Annotated in this window: 24 protein-coding genes; 7 read left to right on the forward strand and 17 right to left on the reverse strand. The window is 52.8% G+C overall.

The genetic code is table 11. The features are described 5' to 3' along the window. Positions 1-60 precede the first annotated feature (60 nt). Entirely contained in the window at positions 61-666 is a 606-nt protein-coding gene (locus H6F94_RS27735; protein ID WP_190805495.1) for a L,D-transpeptidase, read from the reverse strand. A gap of 76 nt (positions 667-742) precedes the next feature. Continuing rightward, positions 743-1447: a response regulator transcription factor gene (locus tag H6F94_RS27740; protein ID WP_190805496.1), complete on the reverse strand. Its 705-nt coding sequence runs from the start codon at positions 1445-1447 to the stop codon at positions 743-745. A gap of 297 nt (positions 1448-1744) precedes the next feature. On the opposite strand from H6F94_RS27740, the gene H6F94_RS27745 reads away from it, so the two are divergent. Continuing rightward, positions 1745-2929 carry a mechanosensitive ion channel family protein gene (locus H6F94_RS27745; protein ID WP_190805497.1) on the forward strand — a complete coding sequence of 395 codons (1185 nt, stop codon included), beginning with the start codon at positions 1745-1747 and terminating at the stop codon, positions 2927-2929. A gap of 50 nt (positions 2930-2979) precedes the next feature. Beyond that, complete coding sequence (locus H6F94_RS27750) at positions 2980-4233, forward strand: sensor histidine kinase (protein ID WP_190805498.1); 1254 nt, start codon at positions 2980-2982, stop codon at positions 4231-4233. Between the two features lie 168 nt (positions 4234-4401). On the opposite strand, the gene ilvC is transcribed toward H6F94_RS27750, so the two are convergent. After that, positions 4402-5397, reverse strand: coding sequence for a ketol-acid reductoisomerase (gene ilvC / locus H6F94_RS27755; RefSeq protein ID WP_190805499.1), 996 nt, complete (start codon positions 5395-5397; stop codon positions 4402-4404). A gap of 288 nt (positions 5398-5685) precedes the next feature. Between ilvC and H6F94_RS27760 the strand changes: the two genes are divergently transcribed. Beyond that, on the forward strand, positions 5686-5841 hold the full coding sequence (locus H6F94_RS27760; RefSeq protein ID WP_190805500.1) for a hypothetical protein: 156 nt from the start codon (positions 5686-5688) through the stop codon (positions 5839-5841). Positions 5842-5961: 120 nt separating this feature from the next. Here the strand turns inward: H6F94_RS27760 and H6F94_RS27765 are convergent, their stop codons facing one another. The 11 genes from H6F94_RS27765 to mutY all read right to left on the reverse strand — a co-directional run bounded on the left by H6F94_RS27765 (position 5962) and on the right by mutY (position 14649). Next, the gene (locus H6F94_RS27765) at positions 5962-6750 is read right to left on the reverse strand and encodes a TlyA family RNA methyltransferase (protein ID WP_190805501.1); all 789 of its coding nucleotides are present in this window, start codon (positions 6748-6750) and stop codon (positions 5962-5964) included. A 24-nt stretch (positions 6751-6774) separates the two neighbouring features. Next, positions 6775-7299 (reverse strand): allophycocyanin subunit beta, encoded by a 525-nt coding sequence (apcB, locus tag H6F94_RS27770; RefSeq protein WP_190805502.1) that lies wholly within the window; start codon positions 7297-7299, stop codon positions 6775-6777. An 88-nt stretch (positions 7300-7387) separates the two neighbouring features. Then, the gene (locus H6F94_RS27775; protein ID WP_190805503.1) at positions 7388-7978 is read right to left on the reverse strand and encodes a chromophore lyase CpcT/CpeT; all 591 of its coding nucleotides are present in this window, start codon (positions 7976-7978) and stop codon (positions 7388-7390) included. Next, the gene (locus H6F94_RS27780) at positions 7979-8461 is read right to left on the reverse strand and encodes a Tic20 family protein (protein ID WP_190805504.1); all 483 of its coding nucleotides are present in this window, start codon (positions 8459-8461) and stop codon (positions 7979-7981) included. A 95-nt stretch (positions 8462-8556) separates the two neighbouring features. Beyond that, positions 8557-8766 (reverse strand): hypothetical protein, encoded by a 210-nt coding sequence (locus H6F94_RS27785; protein ID WP_190805505.1) that lies wholly within the window; start codon positions 8764-8766, stop codon positions 8557-8559. 56 nt (positions 8767-8822) lie between these two features. Further along, positions 8823-9470 (reverse strand): ATP phosphoribosyltransferase, encoded by a 648-nt coding sequence (gene hisG / locus H6F94_RS27790; protein WP_190805506.1) that lies wholly within the window; start codon positions 9468-9470, stop codon positions 8823-8825. Continuing rightward, positions 9467-10669: an ATP phosphoribosyltransferase regulatory subunit gene (locus H6F94_RS27795; protein ID WP_190805507.1), complete on the reverse strand. Its 1203-nt coding sequence runs from the start codon at positions 10667-10669 to the stop codon at positions 9467-9469. Before H6F94_RS27795 ends, hisG begins: the two co-directional genes overlap by 4 nt. An 83-nt stretch (positions 10670-10752) precedes the next feature. Next, positions 10753-11682, reverse strand: a complete 930-nt coding sequence (locus tag H6F94_RS27800; protein ID WP_313949403.1) for a J domain-containing protein — start codon at positions 11680-11682, stop codon at positions 10753-10755. Beyond that, the gene (locus H6F94_RS32665; protein ID WP_242041442.1) at positions 11565-12539 is read right to left on the reverse strand and encodes an ABC transporter substrate-binding protein; all 975 of its coding nucleotides are present in this window, start codon (positions 12537-12539) and stop codon (positions 11565-11567) included. The genes H6F94_RS27800 and H6F94_RS32665 overlap by 118 nt, the downstream gene beginning before the upstream one ends. Before the next feature lie 111 nt (positions 12540-12650). After that, positions 12651-13514 (reverse strand): inositol monophosphatase family protein, encoded by an 864-nt coding sequence (locus tag H6F94_RS27805; protein WP_190805509.1) that lies wholly within the window; start codon positions 13512-13514, stop codon positions 12651-12653. A gap of 40 nt (positions 13515-13554) precedes the next feature. After that, entirely contained in the window at positions 13555-14649 is a 1095-nt protein-coding gene (gene mutY / locus H6F94_RS27810) for an A/G-specific adenine glycosylase (protein ID WP_242041443.1), read from the reverse strand. Between the two features lie 224 nt (positions 14650-14873). Between mutY and H6F94_RS27815 the strand changes: the two genes are divergently transcribed. Together H6F94_RS27815 and H6F94_RS27820 are read left to right on the forward strand one after the other, a co-directional pair. Continuing rightward, entirely contained in the window at positions 14874-17327 is a 2454-nt protein-coding gene (locus H6F94_RS27815) for a GAF domain-containing protein (RefSeq protein ID WP_190805511.1), read from the forward strand. 408 nt (positions 17328-17735) lie between these two features. After that, positions 17736-18566, forward strand: a complete 831-nt coding sequence (locus H6F94_RS27820) for a DUF3598 family protein (protein WP_190805512.1) — start codon at positions 17736-17738, stop codon at positions 18564-18566. Between the two features lie 20 nt (positions 18567-18586). Here the strand turns inward: H6F94_RS27820 and H6F94_RS27825 are convergent, their stop codons facing one another. Next, complete coding sequence (locus H6F94_RS27825; protein WP_190805513.1) at positions 18587-19027, reverse strand: SufE family protein; 441 nt, start codon at positions 19025-19027, stop codon at positions 18587-18589. 289 nt (positions 19028-19316) lie between these two features. On the opposite strand from H6F94_RS27825, the gene H6F94_RS27830 reads away from it, so the two are divergent. Beyond that, entirely contained in the window at positions 19317-19916 is a 600-nt protein-coding gene (locus H6F94_RS27830; RefSeq protein ID WP_190805514.1) for a superoxide dismutase, read from the forward strand. A 242-nt stretch (positions 19917-20158) separates the two neighbouring features. Here the strand turns inward: H6F94_RS27830 and psbM are convergent, their stop codons facing one another. Beyond that, the gene (psbM, locus tag H6F94_RS27835) at positions 20159-20266 is read right to left on the reverse strand and encodes a photosystem II reaction center protein PsbM (RefSeq protein WP_190805515.1); all 108 of its coding nucleotides are present in this window, start codon (positions 20264-20266) and stop codon (positions 20159-20161) included. A gap of 53 nt (positions 20267-20319) precedes the next feature. Next, a complete protein-coding gene (locus H6F94_RS27840) occupies positions 20320-20619 on the reverse strand; it encodes a 2Fe-2S iron-sulfur cluster-binding protein (protein WP_190805516.1) in 300 nt (99 codons plus the stop codon). 322 nt (positions 20620-20941) lie between these two features. Between H6F94_RS27840 and psbB the strand changes: the two genes are divergently transcribed. Then, the gene (gene psbB / locus H6F94_RS27845) at positions 20942-22474 is read left to right on the forward strand and encodes a photosystem II chlorophyll-binding protein CP47 (protein ID WP_190805517.1); all 1533 of its coding nucleotides are present in this window, start codon (positions 20942-20944) and stop codon (positions 22472-22474) included. The last annotated feature ends 54 nt before the right edge of the window (positions 22475-22528 follow it).

A 22528-nucleotide genomic window follows, 5' to 3' on the forward strand; every position in this document is an offset into this window, starting at 1 on the left:
AGGGCACTCAGGAATCTTAACATTTTGTTGCGAACTTACTGAGGACCTTTGAGGCAAGTTTTAAGGACGGACAGTAACTGGGACGCCAATTTGAACTTGAGCGAACAACTCAGCAACGTCTCGGTTATGCATCCGCAAGCAGCCATGCGAGACAGGCAGGCCCACGGACTCAGGCCGGTTGGTACCGTGGAAGCCAATCCAGTTGGTGCCATCGGTCCAGAAGCCAATCCAATGGCGTCCTAAAGGATTAGCTGGGTCACCGCCTCGAATGACTGCCCCAGTCATAGGGTTCATCCAATCGGGGTTGTGGACGATTTGGGCTACTTGAAAAGTGCCAGTAGGCGTCTCCCACCCCGGGCGTCCTACGGCAATTGGATAACGCTTGACCAGGGAGCTACCTCGGTAAAGGCTGACTCGGCGTTTGCTAACCTCAACTTCCAAACGCAAGGGTTGCTCAACAGGCAGTGTTTCTACTTGAGGGGCAGCTGGTTGAGGGACAGGGGGGTCGATTATGAAGTCGGGCGCAAGCAGACCTGGCGCGAGCACACTGGGTGTGGTGGTCGTAGTTGCGGCTGGTGTCGGAACTGATTGAGCTTGGGCAGCTAAACCAGCTAGCAGAATCGGACCTACAAACAAACTGTGAACAGACCAAGAAAGAGAACGCATGAGTGTCGCAGTGCAGAACCAACGAGCAACAGGGTGAGAATCCCTTGTTAGTCTATGCATACCCCAGCTCAGAAATTCAGGCTGAACGGGACTGCAGTAAGTCAGCTTGTAGATTCAAAATATAGCCCTGGTCCCGTAGATGGCGAATGAGCAGTGGCTGACTGGGCTCATTCTCTAGCTTGCGGCGCAGATGATAAATGTGAACACGCAGCTGGTCTAATTGGGCCGGACGGGGATGCTCCCAGATGCGTTCAGCCAGCTGGCTAGATGTCAGAGGCATGCCTTGGGCTTCTAGAAGAACAGAGAGGAGCCGGAATTCCAGAGCAGAGAGCAACACTGGTGTCTGGTCGCGGATCTGCACAGTCGAGGAGATCGCATCTAGCCGCAAGTTTGGTCCTACAGGGCGCAGGCGGCTAGACCGCCGGATAGCAACCCGGATTCGAGCCTCTAACTCGGCTGGATCGATAGGCAAACGCAAATAGTCATCGGCGCGGGTCAGTAGTTCGACAACCCGCGGTATTGACAGGTCTGGCCCAACCAGCAAAATTGGCAGATCTTGAAGAAAATCTACCTGGCGACAGCGCTCTGCCAAACTATAGCCATCAAATGGCTCCAAACACTCCACATCGGCAATTAAGACTTGAGCCTTACCCGAAAGCAGGAGTTGCCAAGCAAGCTTGGCATTGGTCTGCATGATCGTCTGCCAGTTGTGCTCGTGTAACCAGATACGGGTCTTCTGATTCCAGGGCGAGCGGTCACTGGCAATTAGAATCGTCAACATGATTTCTAAGCTCCAGCCAGGGTATCGGGTGTAAAGTCAGCCCCTGACCCCTGCACTGAAGCTTTCCCCAGAACGGTAGCCTATTCCCATCCACGCAGGTTCCCTAGCTGGAATGCTCAGCAGGATGTACTAGTACTGCGTAAAGTGCCAAAGCAAAGTAGCTTTCTGGCTCACTGCAAACAATCGCTCTTGTAGCTAGCTAAGCGACTAGATGCTAATGACGGCTATCAGATTTGTGGCAGACTACTCAGGCTACTCAAATCTCCTGAAGTTAAGACGTAGAGTGGGGGAGGGAAAATGAGTGAGCTGCTCCTGGGGTGCGGCTTTGCGTTGCTAATACTGGGCATTGCACTGGGTTTAAATGTGCTGCTCAATCAGGTGTGGCGAACACTAGAGCGCTACACCGAAGCACAGGTTGCATTACCAACCCGACGCTACCTGGAACTGGCAGAGGATATTATCATCTGGCTGTTGCGAGTGAACTTGTGGTCGGTTGCTCTAGCAACGGCAGCGGCTCAAGTGCCGCCGCTACGTCCAGCTCGCGCTCGGGTCTTGCAAGTTTTGGCGGAACTGGTCAATCAAGCCTGGGGAGTTCTTACCTATGACTTCTCGGTTGGCAAGGATACTAGCGTCTCAATCCTGTCACTACTGGCTCTAGTTCTCCTCGCTTTAGTCGTTTTTGTTAGCTCCCGCTTTTTGAGCGACCTAGTCCGCGATCGCTTCCTTAATCGCCTTGGTTTGGAACGGGGAACGCAAGAGGCGGCGGCTACAGTCCTCAGATATCTGCTCACGGTGTTGGGTCTGACCGTGCTCTTACCCAGCCTAGGCATTAACCTGAGTTCTCTAGCCTTGCTAGCGGGAACCGTTGGTATCGGGATTGGCCTGGGGTTGCAGAGCATCAGTGCCAACTTCATTAGTGGCCTGACCTTGTTATTTGAGCGGCCCATTCAAGCTGGGGATCTGATTGAGGTCGATGGTCGTCTGGGGACGGTAGAGCGGATCAGCGTGCGCGCGACAACCATTCGCACCCCCGATAATGTTTCAGTGATCGTTCCCAACTCCCGCTTCACTGAGTCGCAGGTAGTCAACTGGAGCCATCGCAACCCTACTTGTCGTATCCATATCCCGGTTGGTGTTGCCTACGGTTCTGATACTCGACAGGTAGAAGCGGTACTTCTGAAAGTCGCTCAGGGCCACGATCAAGTTCTCAAGCATCCTGTACCTCAAGCCTGGTTACGCTCCTTTGGTGATAGTGCTCTTAATTTCGAGTTGCTGGTTTGGATTTACAACCCTCAGGATCAGTTCCGCATGATCAGCGATCTCAATTACGCCATTGACCAAGCCTTCGCCGAGGCTGGGATTCAAATTCCCTTCCCGCAGCGCGACCTCAATATCCGGAGCTTGAAGCTAAGTGAAGAAGGGAACCTAAGTGCAAATAGCTTGGAGACGGCAGGTGGATTGGAAAGTGAGCCGCTCAGTTAGTAAGAGTTGCTCCAGCCGCAACCTAGAGCACAAACGCTAGGATCAGTGGAATGCTTCTGTCTTCTAGCCAAGAATTTCTGGCCCTTTGTCAGGCCCAGATCTCACTCCTGACTCGTAGTCTGGGGGCAACTGCGAGTGCAGTTTATTTGGCTGATCCAGAAGCATCTAATGGTCTGGAGCTGGCGCCTAACCTAATTCAAGTAGTTGCCTATCCTGATGACGAAAGCTTAGATCTGCTGGCAGCACTCAGTCCTCAACACCGGTTGATGGCACCTTCAGACCCCATGACCTCGGCTGATTGGATGCCTCAAGAACTTGAGCCCCTGGCTGAATTAAACCTTGACCCGGATCCCGCAGACGCTGCTGAGCCAATGAGTCTAAGTTGGCAGGGCAGGTTGGTAATACCGCTCGTACATCAAGGTGCAGTGCTGGGCTTTCTAGTGACCCGCCGAGAGGGAAAGCCCTGGGATGAGCCGGAACGAGCTCAAATCGAGCAGGTTGCCAGTACTCTAGCCTTAGCCTGTGTGCTTGACCGACGGGCTCTCTGGCTCAATTTGGAGCAGGAGCAGCAACGGGAGGCCGAAGCAACCCTGCTCCATCAGTTGCGTAATCCTCTGACTGCTCTGCGCACCTTTGCTAAGCTGGTACTGCGGCGACTGAAACCTGACGATAACAACCGCGACTCAATTAACAGCATTCTGCGCGAGAGTGAGCACATTCAGGATTTGCTCACGCAGTTCGAAGCCTCGACTGCATCTTCTGCTCCATCATCGCAGCCTTATTCTCTAGAAGCTTCCCCTAGCCCCCTGGCACTGCCACCAGCCAACACTCTACCTCTCGAACAGTTAGATATAGCCTCAGTGCTCGTGCCTTTACTGGATTCGGCAGCAGCCGTTGCTCAGGAACGTGGGATCGCTCTAAGCTCTCAACTGGTAGGGAATCTGCCTCATATTCGGGCGAATGCTCATGCCCTGCGGGAGGTCTTGGGCAACCTGCTAGACAATGCTTTGAAGTACACCCCTGCTGGCGGGCGAGTCCAGATCTATGCCACTGGTAGCCTTACCAGTGGGGTGGTAATCACGGTGGCAGATGATGGTCCTGGTATCCCTACGACTGATCAGAAGCATATTTTTGAGCGCCACTATCGAGGAGCCCAGCAGGACAGCGAGATCCCTGGTACTGGTCTGGGATTAGCCATCGCGCAGGATTTGAGCACTCAGATAGGCGGCACCTTACAAGTCAAAAGTGTGCCTGGTAAGGGAAGTGCTTTTAGCCTGTGGTTGCCAACTGTAGCTGCTGGCTAAGGGGCATAAAGTGAAGAGTTTGAGCTAGGCACTCCACCCTTAAATGAATCTACAGTCAGGTGCCTGCAATATCTTGAGCTTGGGTCCCTGTACTCTCAGCAGGCAGACAAAGCCCCAAGCATCAAGAGTCCTGAACCCAATGATTGGCTAAGGTTCAGCTGAGCTCTTTTAGACCTTCTTCAGCCAGCTAAACATAGCTCGCAGATCGCTGCCCACTTCCTCAATGGGGTGCTCAGCTTCGCGACGGCGCATGGCTGTGAATCCAGCTTTGCCTGAGATATTCTCCAACACGAACTCACGGGCGAACTGCCCTGTCTGAATTTCACTCAAGATCTTGCGCATCTCAGCTTTGGTGGCATCAGTGACGATGCGTGGACCTCGGGTATAGTCGCCGTACTCAGCTGTGTTAGAGATGCTGTGGCGCATATTGGCCAAGCCACCCTCTACAACTAGGTCTACAATCAACTTCACCTCATGCAGGCACTCGAAGTACGCGAGTTCCGGTTGGTAGCCTGCTTCCACCAGTGTTTCAAAGCCGGCCTTGATTAGAGCGCTCAGACCCCCACAAAGCACCGCTTGCTCACCGAATAGGTCAGTTTCGGTTTCTTCTCGAAAGCTGGTTTCTAGGATGCCAGCACGGGTGCCGCCAACGCCCTTGGCATAGGCCATCGCTCGATCACGCGCTTGTCCAGTGGCGTCCTGATACACAGCAAACAGTGCGGGTACGCCCTGCCCTTGCTCAAAGGTCCGTCGAACCAAGTGGCCTGGACCTTTAGGAGCGACCATCACCACATCGACTTCCTTGGGTGGCAAGATTTGTGCAAAGTGAATGTTGAATCCGTGGGCGAAAGCCAACGTATCCCCAGCTTTGAGATTTGGCTCGATCTCGCTTTTGTAGATACTCTTTTGCACCTCATCTGGTAGCAGGATCATGATGAAGTCAGCTGCTTTAGCGGCTTCAGCAGTGGTATGGACTTTCAAACCTGCTGCCTCTGCTTTTGACCAAGAGGGGCTACCCTCGTAGAGACCTACGATCACATTCAGGCCACTGTCTTTCAAATTCAAGGCATGAGCATGCCCTTGGGAGCCGTAACCCAGAATGGCAATCGTTTTGCCCTCTAGTAAATCCAGATTTGCGTCAGCATCGTAGTACATGCGGGCCATGAGGTCATCTCCTTGGAAGCAGCCAGCTAAGGTGTGCAAGCCCTTCATTCTACTGTTTGTCTGTACTCAGAGCATAGAGATGTCTGACACTAGCACCAGCAACTATAAAGCTTATGAAAAGCCAAAGCCTAATGCAGCCCGTCCAAGATAAAGATGTGCTTTGCAACTCTAGCTTGAGGCTGAGAGTTCCCTGATCAAGGGCTAAAACTGGTGATGGATCAGAAAGGGCCGAGGGCACTCTAATCGAAGAGCCTCAGTAGGGCTTCGTTCCACCACTCCTATACCGAAATGAACTCTAATACCTGGCACAAAATCTGGAAGTTCCTCAACCAACCTCTGTTTGTAAAGCAGCCCAATTCCGCTGAGCGTCCTGATTGGCAACAAATTCAGTATCTTGAGCGCTGCTGGCTTCGAACTGTTTCCGACCCTAAAACTAAGCAGTGAAAATATAGTTCAATTTGCAATTCTCGACATTTTTTAGAGAGCCTGACAGGCAGATTTAATCCTCCCAGTCCGCCTCTATTTACTGGGAGGAGCTGTTATTTCAAAGCTCCCAAAACAGGTTTATACGCTTTGAATCCAAACATCTAGGTCGGGAATAGCTGACTCAGATTCAGTATGTAACCACAGCCAATATTCCCGATTGCCTGCCGGTCCCTCCAAGGGAGATAGAGCTACACCTCGATAGCACCAGCCCAGTTCTTGCGCTCGACTAAGCACCTTGCGAATCGCTTGAGCTTGGACTTGCCGATCGCGTACAACGCCATTTTTACCCACCTGACTTCGGCCAGCTTCGAATTGGGGTTTCACGAGTAGCAGTAGTTCACGGGGAGCCACTAAGAGTCCCCACAACGCTTCTAAAACTTGCGTGAGCGAGATGAAAGACACATCAACCACCCCTAGGCCAGGTCGGGGGGCTTCTGAGTTATACAACTCCTCTGGTTTGAGGTAGCGCAGGTTAGTACGCTCCCGCAGAATCACGCGTGGGTCAGTCCGCAAAGACCAGGCCACCTGACCGTAGCCCACGTCAACACCATACACCTGGGCTGCTCCGTGCTGAAGCAGGCAGTCTGTGAAGCCGCCAGTTGAAATGCCTCCATCCAGACAAATGCGGCCTGGGATCAGGACAGCAAAGGCTTGCAAGGCACCTAGAAGCTTCTCACCACCTCGGGAAACAAAAGGAGGCGGTTGACGCACTTCAATCTGAGCAGCTTCGTCTACCTCGGTGCCAGGTTTATCAACGACGCTTTGGTTGACTCGAACTTCGCCTGCTCGAATCACACGTTGGGCCTGCTGCCGCGAGGGTAGCAGGCCCAAGTCTACAATCAGTGCATCCAGGCGTTTTTTTGCCAAGCTAGAGTTGCCGGATTATCAAACCTAGATGTTCTTCTCACTCAGTTCGCGAGACATATAGTCGAAGGGCTGGTCTAGGAAGTTGCCATTGGCACTGCTTGTGTCAATGCTGTTAACGCCGTTGACCAAGTCCTTAACAATTTCCTTCATGAGCTGGATGCCCTGCACGGTCGGACCGATGGGTACACCCAGGGAGTTGTAGGTTTCGCGCAAGCCGTTGAGAACCCGCTCATCAAGCACATCAGTGTTACCGGCAACCACAGCATAGGTGGCGTAGCGCAGGTAATAATCCATGTCTCTTAAACAAGCGGCGTAGCGGCGGGTAGTGTAAGCGTTGCCACCGGGACGGATGAGATCTGGGGCCTCTTCAAAAAGTTTTGATCCAGCCTGTTTCACAATGGTTGCCGCGTTGGCACTGAGTAACGCTGCCGCCTTGACTCGCGCCGTGCCAGTGGCGAAGTAGGACTTGAGGCTATCGAGGCCGTTGCGGTCGAGATAGCGACCAGTGGAATCGTAGCCTCTGATCAGATCGCCGACTGTATCCCGCATAAAAGTCGTTCTCCCTTAAGCATCTATAAGCAGATCCAAGCAAGCTGGGCAAATTTTACCACTCCGTTGAGACCAATCCCTTGCCTTTCTATCCAGTAATCTCGTGGGCAAAACTGGTGCGTCGGGTGAACTCAAAGGGGCCTGCAACTGAGCCCCACACCATTTGCTCAGTCTCGGGATCAAACCCTCGATCAAGACTAACAAATCGGTCTGGACCAACCTCAAACTGCGTTTCTAGATAAGTATTTTTGCCATTACGAAAGACCATACAGGCTTTACCTGGCTCAACATTACCTTTGAAGCTGTGTCCGGTCCATTGCACATGCATGTTGCAACCTGGACGCTTTTCGCATTCTGCGGGGGTGAGTTTGCTCAAACGGCTCAGATCCCGAGAGGCGCCATAGTAAGGAGTTGAATCTTTGAGACCGTAGTTTTCAATTTCAAGACGGTCTTCAACAGTGATGATTTTGAGCAAGGCAACCCGATAGGGGTCATTGAGCATGTAATCGTAGGCTTGCTCGACAAAAAGACCAATACCCCCCAGCAGTTCTACTGGCAGGGGGCGCATACACACTCGAATATGAGCGTAAAAAGGAGGATTCTCGAAAGCCTGGGCTTGATTACTGAAGTCTCCAGCCAACCAGCGAGCCAGGGTTAGTACATCAGTGGCGTGAGTCATCTAGCGAACTTGGGCGTACACCGCATCAGAGATCGTTGGGATCTCAGCATACCGCCCTATTAAGCTCTGTACGACTGCATAGATAATTGCAGCGATGCCACCCAGGAATATCGTGTTGTAGAGAATCGGCAGAACAATCGCTTGCCCTAGACCCTGGCTGAGTAGATCCAGCACGATGCTACAGGCAACCAGCAGAAAGTCGATCAGCAAGGCCTGCATTGTGTTGAAGCGGATGAAGTGCTGTATGTCTGTATTGCGCACAACCAGGAGAAACAGCGCAAAGAAGACGGCAAGCCCAATGAAGCCAGTGGATAGGGGCGCCAACAAACCGCCTAGGGTTAATAAGGGATCGCTAACTGCAGGCGGTAGAAGATTGAAAATTCCACCCTTAAGCCCAACCAGCACAGCGCCTGATAAAGGCAATAAGTAGGGTAAGCAGGCCAGAATTCGATCCGGAACTGTTGTTGTGCCGCGCCAAGCCATGAACGACTTCTCCTGAAGAACTGGATTCCGCAAGTGCAGCTTCTCGCAGGCAGCCTCGCTTCTCCAGGATAACCTGAGACACCAGGCGCCCAGGTCTAGTCTTCCAGACAATCGACGTTGGTGAGTTGAAAGCCCATCGGGCACTGGTACAAATCCGGTTGACTTGCAACCAGTTTAGGCAGTGCCCGACCGCAGCGGAGAGTTCCCCCTTGCCAACGCGGACTACCGTTGACATTGGCCAGCAGACAAGTTTGACACACTTGGTGGGAGGGAACGAGCTGCTCGTTCATCAGAAATACCAGCATAAGCCAGCTCCTGGAAGCCCATGCCCTGATTGTAGTGCAGCACACTCGGGCTAGCCTCAGGAAATTGTCGATTGACAGCTCATCCGGAGCTGATCAACCCAGTCACTTAAATTGCCGCGATTGAGACGATAGCTTAGGGGGTGCGCGACGAGTCGGGCTGTACTCTCAAACAGCACCTCCAATTCCACCAAGCCATTGTCCCGCAGAGTACGACCCGTCGAGACTAAATCAACTATCGCCTCAGACATACCTGTGATTGGTCCCAGCTCCACTGAGCCATATAGAGGCACCACCTCAACGGGCAGATCGAGTGCTTGAAAGTAATGACGAGCGCAGTGAACGAATTTTGTTGCGACGCGGCAGTGCGGGGGGAGTTCCAGAGCGCTGCGGTAAGGACTGTCTCGCCGCACGGCTACCGACAGGCGACAGCGCCCGAAGCCTAGATCGACCAGTTGGGCAACTCCTGGCTGCTTCTCACGCAGAACATCTGAACCTACGACCCCAAGCTGAGCTTGACCGTACTCGACATACACGGGGACATCCTGTGTGCGCACCAGCAGAGCGCTGGCAGTCCCAGTTGGGTCGCTGACTTGCAGTAGCCGGTTCTTCGGGTCTAGAAGCACGCTGAAGTCTAGACCAATGCTGGCAAACAGACGGATACTCTCTTCCAGCAGGGCACCCTTGGGCAGCGCTACAGTAATCACGGTTCGCTCCCCTCCACATGCTCTAACTTGATTGTGTCTGGACCGCTGACCCAGGCTAATTTAGCGATGCGACGACGGCGAGCGTAAGCACGCACTTCTTCGGGCGGACGCTGATGCAAATCAAGCTCTACCCGTAGCTGGGCTGCCCGCAACAGAGCAGCATGGGAAAACGCTGTGGCATACGCCTCAGGGGTTAGGGGCACAACCAACCAATCGGCAATTGGAACTCGCTCGGGCAGTTGCCCAGTAGCCAGGAGCCAACTGTGCAGCTCCTCTAGATTTAAGACGAAGCCAATACCTGGACAAGGTTCACGCTCAGGAGCATAAAGGTTTAGCAACTGGTCATACCGTCCACCCTGCCCCAGCAGATGGGTTCCGGATACGACCTCAAACACAATCCCCGTGTAGTAGTCGAAGGTCTGGATCAGGCTGAGGTCTAACACTAGGGGGACACCCTCTAGCAGCTCGACTAAAGCTTTGAGACGATTGAGTAAGCCCCGCTCACGAGGTGCCAAGTCTAAAGCAGCTAGCCGCGCCAGCACCTCGGCAGGTTCTCCTCGCAACTCCAGTAAGAAGAGAGCCCTCTGCCGCAATGCCGGATCTAGAGGCATTGTCTCCAGGCTTACTCGATCCAGGCCAGCAATGGCCTGCCGAACAGTCTCCCGCACTGCCTCCGGAAATCCAGACAGCAATGCCTGCGTGAGCCCTGCTTCGCCTAGAATCAGAGACCAGCCGCTCTGAGCCACACCCAGGTTTTCTAGGCAGTCACGCAGCAGCAGCAAGACTTCGGCATCGGCAACGAGTCCGCCGCCGCCCAAAAGCTCAACGCCTGACTGGAAAGATTCTTGAGGACCTGGATAGCTGCTGCTACGCAGAGGTCTAAAGACATTGGCGTTGTAGTAGAGACGCAGTGGCAGAGTGGCTCCGGCCATCCGAGTGACTGCGGCTCGGGCAATTGAGGCAGTCAGCTCGGGCCGTAATCCCAGAGTCTGCCCCTCTCCATCGCGCAACTGCATCACCGTGTGCGACTGCAGTGCCCCCCCTGCCGTCAGAGTGTCTAAACGCTCTAGAGTCGGCGTAATAATTTGATGGTAGTTCCAGGCACTAAAGACCTGCTGGAGGCGCTGCTCGATCCAGCGTTTCTGGACAACGTCTAGGGGCAGCAGGTCGCGGCTCCCGGCGGGCGGTTGATGAATCACCTGAAGAGATCTCGCGCGGCTTGCGATGCTTGGGCTTTGCTAGTTTACCGCTTTGACCACCCTCTGCCGTTGCTCAGGCAAAATTATTTTTTACCGAATAGACCACCAAACAGGCCACCACCTTTGCCTGAGTCACCCTTACGGGGCGTGGTTTTTCCCTTCGCGCTAGTGCCTGCCGCACTAGACCGGGAGGTAGTTCCGCCACTAACGTCAGGCAGATGCTTTAGGGCTAAGGGCTCGTTTGGATTGATGCGCAGAGCCTTTTGAAAGCTAATACGGGCCATGCCCGCCAAGCTCTGTTGCATATACACAAAGCCAAGCTGAGCGTGGAAGGCACTGTTCTCCGGCTCTATCTTGAGGGCATCACGCAGTTCTTGCACTGCTTCCTGCCACTGCCGCTTAAGAATATAAGATTTGGCTCTCTCGAAGTGACGGCTGGCGTAGTTCACTCTTTCCGACTTCACCGGAACGGGCGGCTGGTCTAGATCCTGCTTGTTAGAGGAGCGGACAGCGGGCGTCCCCTCACGGGATAGCAGAAAGACCAAATTGAGTTCACTCAGATTGGCCACTAGTTCAAGGGCAGTGTCTAGTGAGTCGTAAAGCTTACTAGAAGCTGTACCGACTGCCTCTTCGTAAGGGTTATCAATAATGCTGCTACGTTGGGCTAGGCGTTGCAGCTCAAGAGCCGCTTCGCTGCGGACTAGCAAGCCAGAGGGATCACGCTGAAGCCGCTGCGCTAACAGGCGCATCATGGCGCCATACTCGGTCCGCTCACGCTCATTGGTCAGTACCTGGTAGGCTGGGCTGACCAACTTGGAAAACAGTTGGCTAGCAAAGTCCTTCGTAGCCGCATCACTGGAGCCAAAGCTATCGGGATGGAGACCCTTGGCAATTTTCAGGTAACGTTTACGGATACGAGCAGGATCCGATGTGATTGGAAGTCCCAGGACGGCATAGTGGTCAGGGACGTCAAATTGCGGGAGCCCGCGCTCGATTCGGATGGTGCTGTTGATGATGTGCTGTCCCACAGATTCCATTGCTGGAGAATTGATTTTAGTGTACCTACCTGACGCATGCGATCGATCGCCCGATCGACAGCAGCCTTCAAGGCCTGGTCTTTGCTTTCCAACACCCCGACTAAATCAACAGGTAACAGAGGGCGACCCACCATTGCCAGTCTAGCTCCCCTTTGCCCCTGACTTTGCTGGACCTGCCAAGCTGCAACCGGCTCATCTATCAGGATGGCATCAATTCGACGATTGGTCAGTAGCCTAAGCAATCGCTCCATGTCTCTAGAAGAGAATAGACGAACTGCGTTCCCCCGGTTGCGGTTATACGTTTCTACCACAGCCGCTCCGCCACTGTCAGCAACAACACCTAAGCGCTTGCCGACTAGGCTGCGCAAGCTGGTCAGCTTTTGGGCATCTTCGGTTCGCACTAGCAGCCGTTGGGGGCTACGGTAGTAGGCTTGGGAATCCGTGAATTCACGGTTAGCAATACTGCCTCGTTCTCGGGCGCTGAGAACCAGATCAACGCGATTACGGCGTAGCGCCTCAAGCTGGTCGGTCCAGGGAATATTCACAGGGCGGACTTGAACCCCAAGCTGTTGGGCTAACTGCTGAGCAATGTCCCACTCAAAGCCGTCGTAGTACTCAGTTGTAGGATTCCAAAACATGTATGCCCCTCCAATTGAGGCGTCGACGCCAACGCGCAAGTAACCACGACGCTCCACGGCCTCCAAGCTGTTATCAGAGGCGTTTGCCTCCAGGTTGTACATCAAGGCCAAGGCCGTCAGTCCACCCCCAAATAGGGTCAGAGACGCAAGGACTGGCAGCAGAAGAGCAGATCGGCGCTTGAAGCGTTGCAACATCGTGGTTAAACTCCCAGCCCAACAGTGAAGTTATGGTTTGTAACAGTGTCTTACAGGTACCGTCAAGCTTGATCAATGTCAATCTGAGTCAGACAACCTGAGTCGATTTGGTCAGGGTTCAAAAGGAAAGTTCTGAGTCAGTGGTCTGACTTTGCCAAGCTCCACACTCATAAGCTGATGCAAGTGCCTATTGCTAGCCAGGATGCGGCCAGTGCCTAGCTCCAAAACGCCGCCATCATAAGCACTGACCAGTCCGCCTGCTTCTCGAACCAGAACTACCCCCGCTGCCATATCCCAGGGGGCTAAACCCCGCTCCCAGTAGCCATCTAGACGACCGCAAGCTACATAAGCCAGGTCAATCGAGGCAGAACCACCGCGACGAACGCCTTGGGTCAGATGGGTGAAATGGCAGAACTCAGCGTAGTTATTATCTACCGTCTCGCGGCGGTCATAGGCAAAGCCTGTGACGAGCAGGCTGCGCTCAAGTTGACGGGTTTGAGAAACCTGAATTGGACGACGGTTGCAGCTTGCTCCCAAGCCTGTTGCTGCCCGAAATAGCTCGTTGTGGAAGGGGTCAAAGATCACACCAACCAGAGGCTCTCCCTGAAATAGCAGTCCTACAGATACAGCGCTGAAGGGATACTGGTGGGCAAAATTAGTAGTGCCATCTAGAGGGTCGATAGCCCACAGGAAAGGACTTTCAGCATTGCCAAGGCTACCTGATTCCTCAGCCAAAATTTGATGGTCGGGTACATGTCGCTCAAGCACCCGCAGTACCTCAACTTCTGCCGCCTTATCTGCCTCGGTGACAATATTGTCAGGTTTACCTTTGTCCTCGATTTCACGTAGCTCTCCCCAATAGGACTGAAGGACCGCACCTGCGCTCAACGCTGCTTCAGTTGCGATATCCAGTAGCACTTGGAGCTGATCGCCCTGTGGTGCAAGGGGGGAGGAGTCGGCTTTGATAGAGCCCATTTGTAACGGCGTTTGTAACAAACGTACTCAGTTTACGTGGCTAAGGGACGGAGGCAACGTGTTGGCGCAGTGCCTCGATAATTTGTAAGTTCGCCTTCGGAAAGGGGTATTGATCTAGGTCTGCCAAGCTGACCCAGTGAATTTCTTCGCATTCGAGCGGTTGAGGCTCCCCGCCCAAATAGCGACAGTGGTGGACCATCAGGCTAACGGAAAAGTGGGTGTAGGCATGCTCCACTGTGATCAGGTGGTCGCCTACAGCAATGTCTATAGCTAGTTCTTCTTGGATCTCACGGTGGATGCATTCTTGCACCGTCTCTCCGAGTTCCAACTTGCCACCTGGAAATTCCCAGAGTCCCCCTAGAAGACCCTCAGCGCGGCGTTTGTCAATCAAAATCTGGTCACCTTTCCAGATCACGGCAACGCCGATGCGCTTGTGAGGACGTTCAGGTTTGGCTTCGCTCATTGGGATCTCCTGTTGCACTCCAGCATTGTACGCAGCACAGTAACGTCTCCAAGGGCAAAGTAGACAGGCTGGAGCGCGAGGCGTGCAGATCGTGGCGCCCAGGTCCATCACAGCCTGATTGAAGTCGCGGGCTCGTTCAGGATCTAGCAGGCTCTCAGACAAGGTCCAAAGCTGGTTCAAGGCCTTACTAGGGGGCACTTCTAGTGCCAACAGGCGAGCTAGAACCCGTTTGACGTTGCCATCCAAGATAGCGACGGGTAGGTTAAAGGCTGCACTTAGAACACCCCCTGCCGTAGTGCGACCGATACCGGGGAGTGCGACTGCGTCGGCAAGCGTTTTGGGGAACTCACCACCTTGTGCAACCAGCACTCGGGCACAACGGTGGAGATTTCGAGCCCGAGCATAGTAACCTAGCCCCTGCCAGAGCTTGAGCACGGTTTGAAGATCGGCGGTAGCCAGATCTTGCACAGTGGGCAAGGCTTGGAGCCAGCGCTCGTAGTAGGGAATTACAGTCTTAACTTGAGTTTGCTGGAGCATGATTTCGGAGATCCAGATCGCATAAGGATCTCGGGTGCGTCGCCAGGGCAAATCCCGACCCTGCTCGGCATACCAAAGTAAGAGGCTGGTTCGCAGCTCGTTGAGATGATTTCGGAGAAAGTCTAAATGGTTCAAAGCAGAGGGAAGGTTGGCGCAAGCAGGCGCCAGACGGGAAACCTTTCGATGATGATCAGGTCTCTGTGTAAGGGGGCTCTGACTTGCATGGGCAGTCATTGCTTCAGACACGGGGGCATTCACTCAAGCCAGTCGCTAGTCGCTAGACTTTGAGCAGGTAGCCCCCTGGAGCGCTGCTCAAAATTGTATCTACCTACGCCCTATCGTGAGCGCTTACCCCAACCATGTCTACTTTGTATCCGGGTGGTTCGCTTGTCAGCTTCAGTCAAGGTGCTTATGGCAGTCTGACGCTTAACGAGAAGATCAGCCAGCTTCCTAGTACAGAGTTTGCTGGAATCTTGGACCAGATGACCCGCGAACTGGAACATTTTCAACGGGCAATTGAATTCATCGGCCATGAAGAACTTGATAATTTATTAGGGCAGATCTTAGAAGCATTCACGCTCAAAATCGGCAAAATTCTCAAGGCTGAGCGAGTCACAATTTTTCTAGTAGATCGAGAGCGGGGCGAACTAACTTCTAAAGTTGCTGAGGGCACCACTGATGGCATTCGAATTCCTTACAATGCTGGGATCGCTGGTTATGTAGCTTGTACAGGAGATTGTCTAAACATTACCGATCCCTATAGTGATCCCCGATTTAATCGCGAGATTGACGATAAACATAATTTTAAGACGCGCAGTATTTTATGCATGCCCATCTTCAGCAAATCGGATCCAGATGTGCTGAACGTGCCGGGGGAAGCCAATCAGCCTGATTCTCATCCGGTGCCGGGTTTAGTAGCTGTTGCTCAGCTGATCAATAAAATTGGTGATGATTATTTCGTTCAAGAAGATGAAGAAGAGTTCAGTTCTTTTGCCCACAAAATTGGGGTCATTCTAGAGAGCTGTCAGGCGTTTTATATGGCTGCGCGAGCACAGCGCGGCTTCCAAGCCTTGATGCAGGCAACCCTGTCCCTTTCGCAGCAGGGATTGGACCTGAATAAAACCTTGGACACGGTGATTGAAGAAGCCCGCAAGCTAATGAAAGCCGATCGGGGGACACTGTTTTTGCTTGATGAAGAGCATCAGCAACTATGGGCACCCAGAGCGCGCGACCAAGCTGGTAATCTGTTTGAAATCCGCATTCCTCACAATGCGGGAATTGCAGGTCATGTGGCATCTACCGGTGAAACTCTCAACATTGCTGATGCCTATGCCGATAGCCGTTTTGATCCCTCTACTGATAATCGCTCGGGCTACCACACGCGCAATATCTTATGTATGCCAGTCTTTAGCTCTACTGCTCAAACTAAGAATGGCAGAAAAAAAGTTGTTGCTGTAACTCAATTACTCAATAAAGAGAACGGTCCCTTTACCAATGCGGATGAAGAATTACTGTCCACGTTTAGTATTCAGGCTGGAGTGGCTCTAGAGAACGCTCAACTATTTGAGACTATTAAGCAAGAGAAGCAGTACCAACTCGATATCCTGGGCAGCCTTTCTGATGCAGTGATCTCGACCGACAAGCAGGGTTATATCGAAACGGTTAATCCCAGTGCTTCAGAGTTGCTGGGCTTAAAGAATGAGACCACAATCGGTCTATCGATCGCTGAAGTGATTGAGTTACGAACCAATGATGGTCAAGTCAGCACCATCCTCGATACCTGGTTTGCAGCCGATCCCGACACCCGGATCCGTCAATATCACCCTGAGCAAACCTTAGGCACCCGTAGTGTCCACGTTACGCTTAGCCCATTGAAAACGACTCAAGGTCGCGTGCGCGGTGGCCTAGTCGTAATGGAGGACTTCAGCCAGGAGAAGCGGATGAAAACGGCTCTGGTACGCTACGTGAGCCAGAGTGTAGCCGATCAACTCCTCAAGCAAGGCGCAGATGCCCTGATGAAAGGGGAGCGGCGCACCGTGACCGTTCTGTTCTCGGATATTCGGGATTACACTCGGCTGACCGAGACGATGGGACCAGACGAAGTGGTTTCAATGCTGAACGCCTACTTCGATCGCATGGTTGATGCCGTGATGTTGGAAGAGGGAACGCTCGACAAGTTCATCGGCGATGCAGTGATGGCAGTGTTTGGAGCGCCTCTGGCAATGGCAGACCATGCTTGCAGAGCCGTTAAGGCTGCACTGCGCATGCGAGCGCATCTTCGAGAGTTTAACCAGGAACGGGTTCAAGCTGGTAAATGCCCAATTCGAATCGGCATTGGCTTGAGTTCCGGTGAGGTGGTTTCTGGTGACATTGGCTCTCAGAAGCGAACTCAATACACAGCGATTGGGGACGGAGTCAACCTCAGCTCTCGCTTAGAAAGTGCCAGCAAAAACTATGGCTGTGACATTGTCTTGAGTGAGTACACTTACCAAGACTGCAAAGACATTGTTCAGGTTCGCGAATTAGACCGGTTAGTTGTGAAGGGCAAAACCCAAGCCGTTACCATCTACGAATTGCTTGGCGCTCCTGGAGAACCCTTAAGCAAACCCGCTGTCTTTTTAGATGCCTATTTTGATGCCCGCCAGCTCTATCTTCGGCGACAGTTTGATCAAGCCATTCAGGCCTTTGAACAGGCCCAACCACTCTGTCCAGAAGACAAAACAGTAAAGCTTTATCTAGACCGTTGCCAATATTTCCTAGCCAATCCGCCCAGTGAAGATTGGCAGGGCGAATGGATTATGACTGGCAAGTAAGATCCCCCAGTTCAACCGGTCTAGCTCAAGCTGACCTAGTTTTTATCTGCTCTAGTTTTTATCTCAAAGTTCTTGAATTCAAGACTTAGGTCCAAGGCACCTGGATGGTCGTTGCCTTAGCTAACTTCTTCGCGCCCTAGTGCACAGTGAGTAATCCCCACAACTCCTGCAGGGTCAAAACAGGCGCAACTGAGTTGGTCTGCACTTAGATACTTTTAAGACACTTCCGCTAGCAATCATGAATTGGTTTGGACTCAACATCATCAATATCAGGAGGTGCCCGAACTCGTCACTTGTCCTACCTAATAGAGCACAGCCTATCCTGTCATTAAGATTGCTTCTCAAAAAACCAAGAACCATACTGACAGCGAGGCGATTAAATGTTTGAGAATATTCTCTTGTAATCACATGCGAACTCAATGGGAAAGTCTGCTCCAGAATCTGGGGCAATGGCAGGGCTCTTTTATGCGTCTCTCGGCGCAGGCAGAACTTCTGGAGGACATCCCCAGCCTGGTTAGCCTAGAGGGCTTAAATGACAACAACACCATCCGGCAAACAGTGCGGCGATTCTTACCTGATGCGGCGGGCAAACTAGAGCCACAAGATAAAGTTTTTGAATACAGCTCACTCAATCGGGCCACACTGTTCTTCGAAAATGGCGCCTTTTCTCAAGGATCAATTCAGTTAGCTCCTTTTGCCGAGTTCGGAGCAGAGTTTGGCTTCATTGAGGGTGAGCGTCGCCTGCGTCTGGTCCAACTGTTTAACCCAGACGGTGAGCTTCAAGGCTTCACCCTGATTCGAGAAAAACAGCTGGATACTAATGTCTCAGAACGTCCTGCCCTAAGGGTCGAAGACCTGCTAGGGGAATGGCATGGAGAAGCTGTTAGCTTGTACCCCGATTTACGCTCACCAGAGACCTATCCGACCAAGTTGCGACTCGAACGGGAGGGTGATCAGCTGAGCCAGCAGTTGACTTATCCAGGTGGGGAAATCAATTCCACCGCCAGAATCGAGGGCAATATACTGCGCTTTGAGCAGGGCTCCCAGCCCATCCAGGTGTTATTGCTGCCAGATGGGGCTTCGTCCACCACTCCTTTGCGCGTAAAAGTAGGACAACCGCTGTTTTTAGAGGCTGGTTGGCTGCGCCAATACAATATTCGCCAGCGCATGGTACGCAGCTATGACACCAGAGGTGGCTGGACGAGCCTGACCCTGGTAACTGAGCACAGACGGAACTAGAACAGAGTCAACTCTGGCTGCTAGCTGTTAGCCCTTGGCTGGCTGTTGACCGACGCCAAATGTTTCATCGCCTCTTCGCGGATGCGATTGAGGATGTTGTAAAAGCCATTGGCGCGGGACGCGGATAGGCTTTGGACAATGCCAGACTCTTTGAAGGGTTCGGGTGGCACGCTCAGCACCTCTTCCGGGGATAGGCCATTGAAGCCCTCTACCAGAATCGCCACCACACCACGGGTCGTCAGGGCATCGGCAGCAGCTAAATAGTGCATCTTGCCGTCTTGCAGCTCAGAGGTGATGAACACATTAGAGACGCAGCCCGGAACCTTCGTCTCATCCGTCTTCAATTCAGCAGGCATCGGCGCAAGACGCTTGCAGTAGTAGATGATGGCCTCGGTACGAGTCCTGTCATCCGGGAGCCGCTTGAAGCGGTCTAGAACTTTCTCAAGAAATGGAGGAAGCATGGGCAACAGCCAGGCGGCTCTCAGTAAGCGGCTCGAATTATGTCTGAGTCGTTACAAATATCCTAACAGCAGAGCACTGTGGTGAACCTGATTCGAGATGTAGATGCTCACTTTAATGCCCAGCTCGTTCCAAATCCCAATCTGAATATTAGCCAACCGCAAGCAGAGCTTTGTAAATTCTTTGTTATAGAATTTTGAGCGTAAAAGCTATCGTAAGTTCGGCAGCCCCACGGGATTTCCAAGGGGGCCTGTCCAAAGCGATGGATAGTGATCATCGAGAGGAAGACCATTGACCTACGAACTCCCCCCTCTACCCTACGATTACAAGGCTCTAGAGCCCTATATCTCGTCAGGCACGCTCGAGTTTCACCACGACAAGCACCACGCTGCTTATGTGACTAACTACAACAAGTTGGTTCAGGACGCGGGCCTGGCTGAGCACCCGATTGAAGAAGTGATTAAGGTATCCTTCAAAGATCCATCGAAGGCTGGCATTTTCAACAATGGTGCTCAAGCCTGGAACCACACGTTCTACTGGAGCTCTATGAAGCCCGGTGGGGGTGGCACACCAACCGGTCCCCTAGCTGACAAAATCAACGCTGACTTTGGCAGCTTCGATAAGTTCAAGGAAGAATTCAAAGCCGCTGGTGCTACTCAGTTTGGCAGTGGCTGGGCTTGGTTGGTGTTGGATAACGGCACACTCAAAGTCACGAAGACCCTAAACGCTGAGAACCCAATTGCTCAGGGTCAAACACCCCTGTTGACTATGGATGTTTGGGAGCACGCCTACTACCTCGATTACCAGAACAAGCGACCCGACTACATCGCGACCTTCCTGGATAACCTGATCAACTGGGAGTTTGCCACTGCCAACTTTACAGCTGCCTAGCCTAACTAAGCTGGAGCGCTAGGTTAAAGCGAAAAAGCAGGGCGTGAAAGGTATTTCACGCCCTGCTTTTTCAAGCAATAAAGATTAGCAAAGAAATGCAACTAATCTGAATCCGACTAGCTGAATCAGAATTCTCTAGCCAGTAGCGCGGACAAGTAAATTAGCCCTACCTACCGACTCTCTGGAGCTTTTAGGCTGGTTCAAGACAGGACAGTCCTAAGTGGAAGGACGACTGCTACAGGCTATTTGCTTTCGCGGCTAGCTGTCTGAACGTAGAGAATAATCAGAAAGGCGGTAGGCACCAATAGAGCTAGTGCGGTGCCGATCAGCCCCAAAACATTGGTTTCCATCAAAGACCTCCCCTGCGCTGCTATGTCTGGAATTGAATACCCAACAGGATACCTTATCGAGGTTTGGTCTTCACAGCGACATCCCCATTGACCAGTGCTTGGCAAGCCAATCGATAAGTTGCGGGCTTTTTCTTGAGCTTTTGGTCTTCAAAGGGGGTTCGCTCTGACAAATTCTCGGCGCCGGACTCAATTTCAACTAAGCAGGTGCCACACTGACCACTACCACCACAATTAAGCAGTTTCGCCATCGTTTTGTAGATATCAATGCCGTTCTCGATGGCTTTGATGCGCAGATTGGCGCCCTCCGCAGCAATAACTTCCTTGTCCTCGTTGATAAACCGGATACAGGCCACAGTTAATCTCCCAATCAATCCCTGCGTCTCTTTCAGCTTAGCCGTCTAGCTCACAAAAAGTTAAATTTTGTAACTGACTTTTGGGCTTGGGGATCACTGCTTAGAAAACGCTTGCAAAGGATGCACTGGCTGGTTACACTTCTTTATACGTTTTCATTTTTCCAAAGGCAGTCTTAAGGATGCCATTGCCTTGGGTCCAAGCTGCTGGTACTTAGGTAGAAAAGTTAGTGAGGCAGCTGCCAGAGCGGCAGGCTCACCAGAAAACTAGAAAGAATCAAATGAACGCGATCTCAAGCGCTCGACTCTAGGAGGACTGTAATTCATGGGATTACCCTGGTACCGGGTACATACCGTCGTCCTGAACGACCCCGGACGGTTAATTGCGGTGCACCTGATGCACACCGCACTGGTGGCAGGCTGGGCTGGCTCGATGGCCCTATACGAGACTGCCATTTTCGACCCTTCTGATGCAATTCTGAACCCCATGTGGCGTCAGGGCATGTTCGTACTGCCCTTCATGGCCCGTCTGGGGGTTACTGACTCCTGGGGCGGCTGGTCTGTACTCGGGGGCAACGCAAACTACAGCGGTTTCTGGACCCTTGAAGGGGTGGCTGCTGCTCACATTGTTCTATCTGGGCTGCTGTTCTTAGCGGCCTGCTGGCATTGGGTGAACTGGGATCTAGAGCTTTTCCGCGACCCTCGCACAGGTGAGCCGGCGCTGGATCTGCCCAAGATGTTCGGCATCCATTTGTTCCTGTCTGGTCTTCTATGCTTCGGTTTTGGTGCTTTCCACCTAACGGGTCTTTTTGGTCCGGGGATGTGGGTGTCTGACCCCTATGGTTTGACAGGGCATGTACAACCAGTGGCACCCGAGTGGGGACCTGATGGCTTCAACCCCTTCAACCCTGGCGGCATTGTGGCTCACCACATTGCTGCTGGTATTGTCGGGATTTTGGCTGGCTTGTTCCACCTGACCGTGCGTCCGCCCCAGCGTCTGTATAAGGCACTGCGGATGGGCAACATCGAAACGGTGCTTTCTAGCAGCATTGCAGCCGTGTTCTTTGCTGCTTTCGTGGTCGCTGGCACCATGTGGTATGGCAGCGCTGCTACCCCAATCGAACTGTTTGGCCCTACCCGCTACCAGTGGGACGGGGGTTATTTCAAACAAGAAATCACCCGTCGCGTCAGCGCTGAGGTCGCTGCTGGTTCTAGTCTGGATCAAGCTTGGAATAGCATTCCTGAGAAGCTTGCCTTCTACGACTACATCGGTAACAACCCATCCAAGGGCGGTCTGTTCCGTGCTGGCCCCATGAACAAGGGTGACGGTATTGCTCAAGGCTGGGTTGGTCACCCTGTGTTTCAAGATAAGGAAGGCCGCGAGCTAGAAGTTCGTCGTTTACCCAACTTCTTCGAAACCTTCCCGGTGATCCTCACCGACAAAGATGGTGTTGTTCGGGCTGACATTCCTTTCCGTCGCGCTGAATCTAAGTACAGCTTCGAGCAAGCTGGCGTCACTGTTAGCTTCTACGGAGGTGAACTGGGTGGTCAAACCTTGAGCGACCCATTCGCTGTCAAGAAGTATGCTCGCCGAGCTCAGCTGGGCGAACCCTTTGAGTTCGACCGTGAAACGCTCAACTCTGACGGTGTATTCCGGACTAGCACCCGGGGTTGGTTCACCTACGGTCACGCCGTATTCGCACTGCTGTTCTTCTTTGGCCACATCTGGCATGGCTCTCGGACTCTGTTCCGCGATGTGTTTGCTGGTATTGATCCAGAGCTGGACGAAGAGCAAGTTGAATTTGGCTTCTTCCAAAAGGTTGGTGACCGCACCACCCGTAAGGAAGCTGAGGTCTAGTTGCCAATGTAGGGGCGCTTTCCTTGGATTAGTTGCCCCTGCCTAGGGTCCAGT

It is taken from the genome of Leptolyngbya sp. FACHB-261 (genome assembly GCF_014696065.1).
In the GTDB taxonomy this organism is placed as follows: domain Bacteria; phylum Cyanobacteriota; class Cyanobacteriia; order FACHB-261; family FACHB-261; genus FACHB-261.